Here is a 12,941-nt window from a genome sequence, read left to right on the forward strand (position 1 = left end):
TGCTAATCTGAAATCGACAAAATTCAAGGGAGGTCAAGCAATGGCAAAAAGAAAAAACGCTCTGCGTCTGGTCAGCCTGCTGGTTGCTGTGGCGTTGATCCTGGCGGCCTGCGGCGGGGGCAAAGGCGCGAACAACCAGTCGACATCGACGAACAACGGTTCCTCCACGGGTTCATCCACGACGACGGGAAGCGGTTCCGGCGGAACGGCCGAGCAGCCGCCGAAGGAAGTTTCTTTCACGATCGGGTTTGCGACGGGGGATCCGGCGGGCAAGAAGGCGATCGAAGACGTCATTGACGCTTTTACCGCGGCCTATCCGCACATCAAGGTCGTCAACGTCAGCGACTCGGCGGCCTCCGTATCCTACCTGGACTGGCTGAAGACGAAGGAGGCGGTTGGCGAATTCCCCGACCTGGTAGAAATGCGCGACACCAAGGTGTTCGTCGAAGCGGGGAAACTCGCCGAATTGCCGGAAGATCTGCACAGCCTGTTCGCCTTCTTGCCGCAATTTGAAGGCAAGTACTACAACGCTCCGTTGGCCGGCACGGCGCCGATCGGCATCATTTACAGCAAGAAGGCCTATGCGGACGCGGGCATTACGGAACTGCCCAAGACCTATGAAGAATTCCTGGAAATTCAGGAGAAGCTGAAGCAGTCCGGCATCTCCCCGATTGTCGTCGGCGGCAAGGACATCTGGCACATGGGCTTCTGGGTCAACTACTTCCTGATCAATGAAGTCTATTCCGAAGATCCGGACTGGAACTCGAAGCGCAACAGGGGCGAGGCAAGCTTCACCGACGAGAACGTGGTGCAGGCGATCTCGGATTACAAGGAACTGTTCCAGAAATACGTGGACAAGGGTTGGCTGAGCACCGCAGACAACCAGACGGCGTCGTTCCTGGTGACCGGCAAGGCCGCGCAGCTTTACTCCGGACCGTGGATGTTCGCGCAGATCCAGGAAGCCGATCCGAATTTCGAGTTCGGATTCTACGCGATCCCCGACCGCGAAGGGGACGTAAACGTCGTAGGCCTGCCGACGCTGTCGGGTTGGTCCTTCTCCGCCGAGGCCGCGAAAGATCCGGACAAGCTGGAAGCGATGAAGACCTTCATCCGGTTCTTCTACGATCCGGAGATTTACAGGGAAACCCTAAAGAAGAATAACAGCATTCCGATCACGGCAGCGGACGCGTCGTACGAAGCGGGCGAACAGATGCAGGAAGTGCTCCGGCTGATTGCCGATCCGTCCGTCACCAAGTCCCTCATGTTCAACCAATGGTACGGGGAAAACGCCATCCCGCCGCAATTCCGTAACTGGTTCTACAAGCATCTGCAAGAACTGGTGGTAAACGACGGCGATGTCGTGACCTACATGAAAAAGGCGGACGAGCAATACGACAACGATTTGAAAGCGAATCAGCAATAAGGGGCGCATGACGAACGATAACCTCCCGTGCGGAGGTTATCTTTTTATCAAAGCTTGCACGGGGAGGTTGCGGAGCCTTGCACGAGACATTGAAACCGAAGAGAAAGCAACCCTGGAAGCATTACGCGCTGTGGTTCATCCTTCCGTCCTTCGTCTTCTATACCGCGTTCGTCATCCTCCCGACGGTCAGCAGCTCTTACTACAGCCTGACTTCGTGGGATGGCATCAGTTCCAATATTCGTTTTATTGGACTGGAAAATTACCGGGAGATCTGGGCGAGCTCCCGTGTCCACAACGCCTTGTACAATACGCTATTGCTCGCGGTTGTGCTTGTCATTCTGGAAAATATCGTCGCGCTTGCGCTGGCCCTGATTGTCGACCAGGTGCGCTGGTTCAGTAAATTGTTCCGAAGCATTTTCTATCTGCCAGTGCTGATGAGCGGCATCGTCATGGGGTTCATCTGGGTCATTTTGTTGAACTACAATTTCGGCGTGGTCAACCAGCTTCTGGATTTGATCGGATTGTCGGCGTGGAAACGCGATTGGCTCGGCGACCCCGATTTTGCGATGATTTCGATCATTCTGGCGACCGTATGGAAATCGGTCGGCTATTACATGGTCATCTATCTGGCGGGATTGCAGGGCATTCCGAAAGAGCTGCTGGAAGCGGCAAGCATCGACGGCGCCGGACGCTGGCAACGGTTCCGGAATGTCACGTTTCCCTTGCTGGCGGGCGCCATCACGGTTTGCGTCATTCTGTCGATGATCAGCGCACTGAAAATCTTTGACCAGATTGCGGTCATGACGGACGGCGGGCCCGGGTTCGAGACGGAAACGCTGACCTACATTATTTACAAAGTCGCCTTCGGCGAACTGAGGCAAGGATTCGGTACCGCGCTGGGGATCGTGCTGTTCCTGATCATCCTGATCGTCTCTGTCATCCAGATCCGAGTGCTTCGCAGAAGAGAGGTTGAAATGTGACATGAACCGCAAAGAACGCTTGATCCAGGACATCCTGCTGTTTGCCGTTACGGCGCTCCTGGCCGTTGTCTTCTTCTTCCCGATCTTCTTCAACGTCATGTCCGCGTTCAAGAGCAACGGCGAAATTCTGCGGGACGCCATCGCGCTGCCGAAAGACCTGTATCTGGACAGCTTCAAATACCTGCTCACGGAGACGCGCTATCCGCGGGCGATCGTCAACAGCGTCATCCTGACCGTGCTGTCCATCCTGCTCATGATCGTGATCAATCCGATGGCGGCGTACGCCATCGGCAGGACGAACAAGCGCTGGACCAACATGATGTACGTTTACTTCCTGCTCGGCATGATGGTGCCGTTTCAGGTGTACATGATTCCTTTGTTCCGGGAACTGAAGATGATCGGCCTGTTCGGCAATCTGGCCGGTCCCATCGTGATCTATATTTCCGGTTCGGTCGGATTCGGTGTGCTGCTGTTCACGAGCTTTCTGAAAGGCGTGCCCGTGGAGATCGAAGAGTCCGCCCAAATCGACGGCTGTTCGCGCCTGCGGATGTTCTGGCAGATCGTCTTCCCGCTGCTGGCGCCCTGTACGGCCTCCATGGTGGTGCTCCAGGGGCTGGGCATCTGGAACGACTTCCTGATGCCGATGCTCGTGCTGCCGTCCGGGCAGGCGAAGACGATGATCGTTGAAATCTACTATTTCGTCGGCGAGTATGTGTCCCGCTGGGACATGATCTTCGCGGGCACGACGATGTCCATTGTGCCGGTGTTCCTGGTGTTCATTTTCCTGCAAAAGTATTTCATCAAGGGCATCGCGACGGGTGCCGTGAAAGGTTGAACCTGAAGTGGAGAATACGAAGTCGGGGGGATTTTTCGCAGTGGCAGATTTTCTGAATGATCAGCAAAGATCTTGGCTGAATGAGGTCTGGGACAAGCTGCAGGCCAAGATGTCCGCGCAATGCGACCGGATCGGGTCCAGAATTCCTTATGCGCCGGAAGGCGGAAAATACGCGGAGGACAAGGGCGAAACCGACATTTACTGGTGGACGAACGGCTTCTGGCCCGGCATGCTGTGGCAGATGTATCACGCCACGGGAGAGGAGAAATACCGGGCCGCGGCCGAGGCGGTGGAGGCGAGGCTGGACAAGGCACTGGACGGCTTCACCGGACTGCACCACGATGTCGGCTTCATGTGGCTGCATACGGCGGTGGCCAACTGCCGGATGACCGGCAGCGAACGATCGAAAGCGAGGGGCTTGCACGCGGCCAACCTGCTGGCCGGACGGTACAATCCGCGCGGCCGATTCATCCGCGCCTGGAACGACGACTGCACCGGCTGGATGATCGTGGACTGCATGATGAACATCCCGCTGTTGTACTGGGCAGGCGAGACGCTGCGCGATCCGCGGTTCATCCATATCGCGAAAGATCATGCGGATACGGCGCTCAAGCATGTTGTGCGCCCGGACGGATCGTGCAACCACATCGTCATTCTCGATCCGGAAACCGGCGAATTCGTCGACAATCCCGGCGGCCAGGGCTACGCGTCGGGCTCGTCCTGGTCGCGCGGCCAGGCCTGGGCGCTGTACGGGTTCGCGCTCAGCTATAGGCATACGCGGGAAGAACGGTATCTGAGCGCCGCGAAGCAGGTCGCGCATTATTTCATCGCCAATGTGGCCGGAACGGATTTCGTGCCGTTGGTTGATTTCCGCGCGCCGGCGGAGCCCGTGATGTACGATTCGACGGCCGGCGTCACCGCCGCCTGCGGCCTGCTGGAGATCGCCGATGCCGTCGGCGAGCTGGAACGCCCGCTGTACGCGAACGCCGCCGTCCGGATCATGCAGGCGACGGACCGCAAATTCTGCAACTGGGACATCGATTCGGATTCCATCGTCGCTGGCGGCGTGGAAGCCTATCACAGCGACCATGGGATCACCGGCAAGCCGATCATCTACGGCGATTACTTCTTCCTCGAAGGCGTGCTTCGTCTGCTGGGGCGGTCTTTTCTCATCTGGTGACGAAGTGCCGCATCCGGATGCCGTCAGGCCGGGGCCGTGGGCCCCGCCTGATGCGTGTACGCCCAGCATGGGCGTCATCTATAGGGCGGAAGTCCCGAACGGGGGCTGGCGAGCGTCTACCATTAGCCAAAGGCAAGGGTGCCTGTCGCGAGGCAGGATCCGAAGGAAGCCGAAGGCAAACGCACGGGCCAAGGTTCACGAACGGGATTTGAGGCAGGGTTGGCCGGATGAGTCACCACGACATGACGAAATCCAAAGCCGCCAAGGGCCAGTCCTGTAACTCCAGTGGTCGCGGGCGGAAAGATGACGATCTTATCTGGGGAGGCCTGCGGAATACGCGAAGTGACTTCGTAACCGCAATCGGGACCGTCTGATCCAGCAAGCCCTGCTGCAAGTGTTGACACCGATTATCGACGGTGGATTCTCCCACCTGAGTTTTGGATTCGGCGAACCCATGACACGGTGCGGCAAGCCCAGGCGTACATCCGGGACGGATACCGCTGGGTGGTGGACATGGATTTGGAGAAGTTCTTCAACCGGGTCAACCATGACATCCTGATGGTGCGGGTGACGCGGAAAGTAAGGGACAAGCGCGTCCTGTAACTGATTCGCTCTTACTGAACGCGGGAGTCACGGTAAACGGAGTGGTCCATGACACGGAAGAGGGGACGCCGCAAGGAGGGCCCTTAAAGTCGCCCCCTCCTACTCGATTTTAAAAACACAGCGGTTGATTCTAAAAAAAATGCATTCAACCCCTGCAAGCTTCCTGTTATATTCGAATCGACTGCGCAAGTCAATATCGCAAAAGGAGTTGATGAGCATGGCAGGGGTATTGCGACCGGCAGGCGTTTCCCGGTTCCGCCGGTGGGTGGCTGCATGGCTGTCGGCGATCATGGTCTTGTCGTGCGCGCCATTACCGGCGCAAGCGACGCCGGCTCCCGCGGACGGAACCCTCGATTATCCGTCGCTTGCGACCGCGACCGGCATCTTCGGCCAGAACAGCACAACGTTTTCTCCGGTGGATCTCTCGAAACTGAATGACGACGACACCGCCACCCATCCCGGCGACTTCTATACGCCGAACAGTTATTTTACGCTTGATTTCGGCGTGGGCAACGGCGTGAAGGTGTCGCAGGTGAGTATGCAGGCCCGCGCCAATTTTGCTGCGCGCATGAGCAACGGGCGGGTGCTTGGCTCCCTGGACGGGACGGTCTGGAAGGAAATTACCGTCTCCAGGGCGTCCGGCAGCGTAACGGATATGCAGACGTTGGATATCTTGCTCGAAGACCAGGCTGTTCCTTACCGGTTCCTGCGAATCATGGGGGATGGCAGCAACAACATTTTCAACATCGGGGAACTCCGGATTTCCGGAGAATTGGTTGAGCCGGAAAACCTGCTTGGCGATGTAGCCATTTTCTCCGATCATCCCGACGATCCGTCGAAAGCGCTTGCCGGCGATACCGTGACCGTATCGTTCACCTCGACCGAACCGATCGCCAATGTGAAGCTGTATGTCAACGGGAAAACGTATGCCGCCCAAAGCGAGGACCAGATTCACTGGACGGCGAGCTTTACGGTCAGTCCGTATGATTTTCCGAAACCGGTAGCGTTTGCCGTCGCCTATACGGACACGACTGGGAATTACGGAAGAACGGCCTTCGCTTCCACGGACGGAAGCAGCGTGACCGTGGAGGAGCCAGACGATCATCTGGATCTGCTGACGCTGGCCGCCGCCTTCGGCATTCCGACAGCGAACGGGAGCATCAACTTCGGCTCGTCTCAGGCCGGAGACTTCGCCTCTAGGATCATGGACCGCGATGCGAGCACCTATGCCAACTGGAACGGCCCGAACAATGACGGGTATGCCTCTCTCGTCATCGACATGGGGGAAGGCAACGCGGTTTCTCTGGACCGGGTTTACCTGCTGGCGCGGCCGGACCAGGTCACGAGAATCGCCGGCGCCTATCTGCAAGGATCCCATGACGGCGAAACCTGGATCCAGGTGAGCGGCAAAGCGGCCGCCTCGGCCGACTGGCAGACGTTGACCATCACCGATCCCTTATCGTATCGCTATCTGAAAATTACGAACGACAACAGATGGTACCTGAATATGTCCGAAATCAAGTTTTACGGAAAGTTCCGGCAGGCCGGCGACTTGTATCCCGACGACCTGCAGATTCAGGTCAATGCCGCGCAGGCGATCGTCGACAAAGGACAGCAATCTTATTCCGACGATACCTGGCAGGCGCTCTTGCAAGCGCTCGCAGAAGCGCAGGCTGCTCTGGATGAACTGGACGGAGGCTCGATCACCCAGGAGGAGTTGGATGCGTTGACCGCGGCTCTGACCGCCGCCATCAACGGATTGAAGGTAGAGGTGCGGGTGCTGGAAACCATCAGCCCGGAAGGATTCATTCATCCCGGCGTTGCCGGTCTGACCAAGGAAGTGCTGGAGAATCTCCGGACACAGATCCTGAACCAACAGGAGCCATGGTACAGCTATTACCAGGCCATGCTGGAGACTTCGTTTGCGAGCAAGAATTTCTCCATGTCCAACTCCCTGGACGGGGTAAACATCAGACAGGACGCCTACAACGCCAGAAACGTGAGAGATATGGCGTTGAATGACGGCCAGCGGGCGTTCACGCAAGCGCTGCTGTACTTCATTACCGGCGATGAGACGTACCGCGCCAACGCACTGCGCATTCTCCGGATCTGGGGGCAGATGGACCCGGACAAGTATCAATACTATACGGACGCCCACATCCATAACGGCATTCCGCTCTATTACATGATCGCGGCGGCGGAAATTCTCCGGTACACCACTTCGTCCGAGGAGCTGAGATGGACGGAAGAGGATACGGAGACGTTCGTCCGGCATGTAGTGAATCCGACGGTCCGGACATTCCTGGACTTCAACGACAAGTTCATGAATCAGCACAACTACCCGCTGTACGGATCGATCGCAGCTTACATCTTCACCGATGACAAGGAAAATTACGCCAAAGCGGTCGAATGGCTGACGGTCAACGCATCGGCGCCGGATCCGTACATGACGGGCTCCATCTACTGGCTCTTCCGGGAAATGACGCAGAACGACGATACCGGCGATCCGGTTGAACCCCATGTCCAGCACGTGGAAATGGGGCGCGACCTGGCCCATGGCGAAGGAGACGTCGTCAATTTCATCAATCTTGCCAGATTGGTGGATGCCCAGGGGACCAAAGTGGATCCGGTTACCGGGACGATAGCGGAAGACGGGAACGGCGTATCGATCTACGAGTTCCTGAACGACCGCATTTTGAAGGGGGCCGATTACTACGCGAAAAACGCGCTGGGCTACGATATCGTCTGGACGCCGGTAAAAGCCACGGCGGCATCCGAAACGGCCAAAGAGAAAATCTACATGATTCCGTCGGACGAATACAGAGGACGATTCCACTATTTGGGTCTTGGCGGATGGGATCTCTACTACGTGTACCGCTACAAGTTGGGATATACGGAAGAGGAGCTGGAGCAGAAGGCTCCGTACTTCGTCAAGGCATTCCGGACGCGGGTTGAGCCGAACCATTATTTCTCCGGCGACGGTTCGAGCGCCGACGTCGCCAGGATGGAGACGGGGGCGGAATGGTGGGTCTATATCCCGGCGGAAGTCGCGCAGGAACCGGCGGATTCGATCGCGCGCAGGGTGAAACCGAGCGTTCCCCAGGAGCAGCGTTACATCCTGCAGCTTGATGAAGCTTACAGCATTATCGACGGGTCCAACGAGGTGAAGGAAAGCGCGGATCTGATTTGGACGGAGTCCGAAGGCGATGTCCGCTATATCCGTGCGATCGCCAGCGACAATCAGACCCTGTTCGCGGCATACCGGATCTTCTTCATCAACCGGAATAACACCTCGAATGTCGCGCTCAAGTTCCGAACCAACGGACGGGCGTTGCTGGAATTGAAGAAGGACAAGGACTCGGCGCCGTTCCGCACACTGGAGCTCCCGGATACCGGTGGCGAATGGAGATTCATCACGTTCGACATGGGGAAAAATTCCGTGTCGTACGGCCAGTTCCCAAACAGGACCTTCCTGATGTACGTCAATGTTGTGGGTGACGGGAGCACAGTGGACATTGACTATATGGACATCAAGGCCGACAATACGCTGACTCCGCCTGTGTTCAATAAGATCGAAGGTCCCGGATTGACGCTGTCCCTGTTCGCGGGCAGTACCGTAAATTATGATTTCTCGGCGACAGATCCGAACAACTCGGATACGGTGAGCTATGAGCTGCAGGGAGACGCGCTTCCCGGAGCGGCGCTGAATCCGGCAACCGGCGCATTTTCCTGGTCGCCCACGGAGGCGGAAGCCGGCACCTATCAAAGTCTGATCGTTGCATCCGACGGCGTATCCGTATCGACCTTGAAGCTGACGGTTCATGTGGCGGCCGACCGCATGGCTGCCATCGCGAACGTGATCGCGCCTTACCGGCCGGACAAGGCATACGAGTCGGATTCGTTGGAGTCGTTCGAACATTTTTATGACCAGGTGCTCGGCATGCTGGATTCCGCTTCGGATAGCGATTTCTATGCGGCGCTGGACGAACTGACGAAAGCGGTCGCGGACCTGAAGCTTCTGAATCCGCTGCTGCCTGACGGCAGCCTGGACTTCACCCGCAGCTCGGTCAGCACGTCGCTGCAGCCCGGTTTTGACTCCTATCTGGTCGACAACAACCCGGTCACCTTCTCCGGCGATTTGACGGCCAAATATTTCACGATGGATTTCGGGCCGAATTTCCGGGTCGCTCCGACCGCGTTCGCGCTGCAGCCTCGCAACATCTGGCCTGAGCGCATGTCCGGCGCGATCATCTTCGGCTCCAACGACGGCGACAATTGGGTTCGGCTGACGGACGAAGCCGCGTACGAAAACAAAATGCAGCAATTGAGCGTAAGAGAAGAACGGCTCGGTGAAGCCTATCGCTTCTTCAAGGTTTCGACGCTGGAATCCACCGACTACTATGCCCGCAAGAATACCATTCTGAGTGTGGGCGAGTTCCGGATTTACGGCGAACGCATCGAAATTCCGACGAGAATTTCCCATGTATCCATCCATACGGACGCGACTCCGCTGACCCAGCACATGCAAGGCAGCGACGCCGCCAACAGCATGCAGGTGCCGGTCAAAAAGGCGGTTGCGGGAAACAAGCTGTGGCTGGAAATCAAGACCAAGCAGCCGCTGACGCAGCTGAACGTCAAGCTTGCAGGCATGGATGCGCTTGTCACCCGGGTGGATGACCTGAATTACGTCGCCGAAGTCGTATTGGATGAAGAAGCTGCCCGGCGCAATGCCAGCAGGAAAGCTTCCATCGAAATCACTTACCGCTATCTGGATGCCAAGAACAACAATGTGGAGACGGAAGGAGCGGTGTTGACCGATACGACCGACGGCAGTTCGGTGCTGATATCGGATGTTTCCCGACGCATAGACGATATCATGAGCAAGGCGACGGTCAGCTTCAACCGGCCAACGGACAACGGCGCCGAAATCGGTCCGCGTCTGTTCGACCGCAACACGACCACCTTCGTCGATGTCCGGAACGAGAAAAGTGCCGGTGGTGGTGTGTATTATCTCTTCGATTTTGGCGAGGGCGCCGTATCGTTGACGAGCGTGGAAGTCGCGCCCCGCATGACCACCAATCACGCCAGCCGGATGATCGGCGTCTATGTCCAGGGATCGAATGACGGGAAGAACTTTGTCACCATCACCGATTCCCGCACGAAACTCTTGTGGGATTGGCAGGGACTGATCGTAACCGACAACCGATATTTCCGCTATATCCGGATTATCAACGACAGCGTCTGGTTCGGGAATCTGTCGGAGGTGGAGTTTTTCGGCACCTACGTGGAAGACGGCTCGACCGTCATCGAACCGCCGACGGAAGAGCCCGGCGAAGAACCCGGAGAGGATCCCGGATCCGGGCCGGGGAATGGCGGCGGAAACGCCAATGAGGAAGACGGCTCGACCGTCATCGAACCGCCGACGGAAGAGCCCGGCGAAGAATCCGGAGAGAATCCCGGATCCGGGTCGGGGAATGGCGGCGGAAACGCCAATAACCCGCCCGTCGTGAACAATCCGCCGGCCGCGAGCGAGCCGTCCAAGCCGGTTGCAATCATTGCGGCGGAGGGGTTGGAAGAGACGGCGCTCGAGATGCGGGTGGAAGCGAACGAGGCGATCGTGCGATTGGACGATCTGTCCGAAACGGTGTTTTCCAATCCGGGTATAACGGTGTTGACCGTGCCGGCCGTACCCGATGCGGACGCGTATGCCGTGACTCTGCCGATGGATTCGTTGTCCGGCGCCCATGGCACGGGCATCCTGAAACTCGAGACGGAACTCGGAAGCATCATGATCCCGGGCAACATGCTGTCCGAACTGCCTGGTTCCACGGATCGGGAAGCCGCCATCATAATCCGCCGGGCCGATCCGTCCGACCTGCCGGATGATGTGAAGACGGCGGTGGGCGACAGGCCTGTCATACAACTGGAAGTGTTGCTGGACGGGGTGAAGCTGGAATGGAACAATCCGGACGCTCCGGTTATCGTCACTGTTCCTTACACCCCGACGGATGAGGAAATGCGGAATCCCGACAAGCTGACGGTATGGTACGTGGACGGCAGCGGCACTCCCGTCGCCGTACCTAGCGGCCGGTATGATCACGCCGCCGGCGCAGTCCGCTTCTCCACGACCCATTTCAGCCATTTTGCCGTCGTCTATGTCGAAAGGACGTTCGATGATTTGGCCGGTGCGGAATGGGCGCGACATGCCGTGGAAGTGCTGGCGTCCAAAGGCATCGTGAATGGAGTCGGCGGCGGCATGTTTGCGCCCGGCAGGCCGGTGACCCGCGCGGAATTTGTCACGATGCTGGTCCGGACGCTGGGACTTGCGGGCAAACCCGGGCAACCCGGGGCGGGTTTCGCGGATGTTCCGCAGGAGGCCTATTATGCGGAAGCCGTGGGCATTGCGAAGCAGCTGGGCATTGTCCGGGGCAGCGGCGATAACCGGTTTGATCCGGAGTCGCCGATCACGCGTCAGGATATGATGGTGATGGCGGCGCGCGCGTTGAACCTGTCGGCTGCAGGGGATACGGCCGTGCTGGAGCGTTTCCGGGACAAGGCGCGCATCGCCGATTATGCGGCATCTAGCCTGTCCGCGCTGATTCAGGAAGGCCTCATTGTCGGAAGCGGCGGGTATCTGAATCCCCGTGCGCAAACGACCCGGGCGGAAACCGCGATGTTCCTGTACAGGATCTACATGAAGATTTATTCCTGAGGATCGGATCGATCCCGGAACATTGAGACGCACTTGCCCGATCGGGCAAGTGCGTCTTCGTGGTAGTACGTCCAGCATGGGCGTCATAAGGGTTTTCGGATAGGCTCTAAGGAGCCTGTGGGGCTGGCCCGGCTTGCAACTTTTCCCGCGCCGCCCTCGTCTGATTCGAATGAGGATCGGAAACGAGGGTTTGAAATGAGAAGAATTGCGGTTTATACCATCGCAGCGGCAATCGTGCTGCTTGCCATTCCGGTTGTGGCGTCGCTTGGCGAATACACGCGGGCCAAGACGATGTATGACGACGACAGCCGGTTCATTCGCGAGCTTTCGGTTATCGCGCTGACGGCGGATCAGTTCGGGATGGCGGAGGCGGCGGATTTCGAATGGGATACCCTGTACATCTTCGGTCCATACACGACCTGGCGTGAGATGGAGGAGCAGGTCGGGAGAGCCTGGTACGAATCCTATGCCGATTACCTGATCCGCCGCACGCCGATCGGCCGGCACCCGGTCGACGACGACTCTCTCCAGAAACTGGTGTTCGTCCGTGACGGCAAAGTCGTGCTGGATGCGACGGTCAGCCGGAGCATTGTCGATTTCACGTGGATGGACAAGACCCGGTTCAGCCGCGCAGAAGCGACGTTCGAGCTGCGGCATGAACACGGATGGTCGACCGCGTTATGGCGCGGATTGCTTGCATAGCCATGACAAACGCCGCATCGGGATGCAAGCCCGGATGCGGCGTTTCTGTCATGTTTGCTCGTTGTCCGGCAGCCGGACAGGCTTCGGCGGTCGGGGACGCTTCTTCCGGAAGCGCGGCGCGACATAGTTGCGCTTCCGGTCGCGGAAGAAAATCCAGCCGCCGATGAAGCCGACGCCGCCAAGGAACAGGATGAGGCCGATAATAAACCGAAGCCAGTTGAAGACCGGAGCCGGGTCGTCGGGCCCGAAGGCAGCGAAATAATCGAACAGGGTGTTCTTGATCTGCAGAAAGCCGTAAGCCGCCCCGATGCCGGGAATGACAAGCAGCAGCACGGCGAGAAAACGCGAGAGCACCAATCTCATGTTTTTACCATCCTTCCGTTGTCCAGCGTGCGACGCAAATCCCAGCACATTATATCATACCGCGAAAGCGTATTCGCTGTCCAACGCGGGGACAGGTCTGTTATATGACGCGCGGGAAAGGTAAAATAGTAGAGTACGGATCA

At 58.0% G+C, this 12,941-nt stretch carries 7 protein-coding genes and 1 pseudogene; 7 read left to right on the plus strand and 1 reads right to left on the minus strand.

Going from position 1 to position 12,941, the window contains the following annotated elements; all coding sequences use genetic code 11:
- Positions 1–40: 40 nt before the first annotated feature.
- The 7 genes and pseudogenes from C6W55_RS04975 (at position 41) to C6W55_RS05005 (ending at position 12,435) form a co-directional block, all read left to right on the plus strand.
- Positions 41–1,423, plus strand: a complete 1,383-nt coding sequence (locus C6W55_RS04975; protein WP_286891748.1) for an ABC transporter substrate-binding protein — start codon at positions 41–43, stop codon at positions 1,421–1,423.
- Positions 1,424–1,500: 77 nt separating this feature from the next.
- Positions 1,501–2,403 carry a carbohydrate ABC transporter permease gene (locus C6W55_RS04980; RefSeq protein ID WP_286891749.1) on the plus strand — a complete coding sequence of 301 codons (903 nt, stop codon included), beginning with the start codon at positions 1,501–1,503 and terminating at the stop codon, positions 2,401–2,403.
- A gap of 1 nt (position 2,404) precedes the next feature.
- The gene (locus C6W55_RS04985) at positions 2,405–3,238 is read left to right on the plus strand and encodes a carbohydrate ABC transporter permease (protein ID WP_286891750.1); all 834 of its coding nucleotides are present in this window, start codon (positions 2,405–2,407) and stop codon (positions 3,236–3,238) included.
- A 40-nt stretch (positions 3,239–3,278) separates the two neighbouring features.
- A complete protein-coding gene (locus C6W55_RS04990; protein WP_286891751.1) occupies positions 3,279–4,418 on the plus strand; it encodes a glycoside hydrolase family 88 protein in 1,140 nt (379 codons plus the stop codon).
- Positions 4,419–4,782: 364 nt separating this feature from the next.
- Positions 4,783–5,107 (plus strand): annotated as a pseudogene (locus tag C6W55_RS04995) (reverse transcriptase domain-containing protein); the annotation flags it as partial.
- Between the two features lie 131 nt (positions 5,108–5,238).
- Positions 5,239–11,733 (plus strand): S-layer homology domain-containing protein, encoded by a 6,495-nt coding sequence (locus C6W55_RS05000; RefSeq protein ID WP_286891752.1) that lies wholly within the window; start codon positions 5,239–5,241, stop codon positions 11,731–11,733.
- A 195-nt stretch (positions 11,734–11,928) separates the two neighbouring features.
- Positions 11,929–12,435: a hypothetical protein gene (locus C6W55_RS05005; protein WP_286891753.1), complete on the plus strand. Its 507-nt coding sequence runs from the start codon at positions 11,929–11,931 to the stop codon at positions 12,433–12,435.
- A 48-nt stretch (positions 12,436–12,483) separates the two neighbouring features.
- Here C6W55_RS05005 and C6W55_RS05010 read toward each other — a convergent pair whose 3' ends face one another.
- On the minus strand, positions 12,484–12,798 hold the full coding sequence (locus C6W55_RS05010; RefSeq protein WP_213485048.1) for a DUF2627 domain-containing protein: 315 nt from the start codon (positions 12,796–12,798) through the stop codon (positions 12,484–12,486).
- Positions 12,799–12,941: the final 143 nt, after the last annotated feature.

Origin of the sequence: Thermobacillus sp., assembly GCF_003390775.1 — a bacterium.
Classification (GTDB): domain Bacteria; phylum Bacillota; class Bacilli; order Paenibacillales; family Paenibacillaceae; genus Thermobacillus; species Thermobacillus xylanilyticus.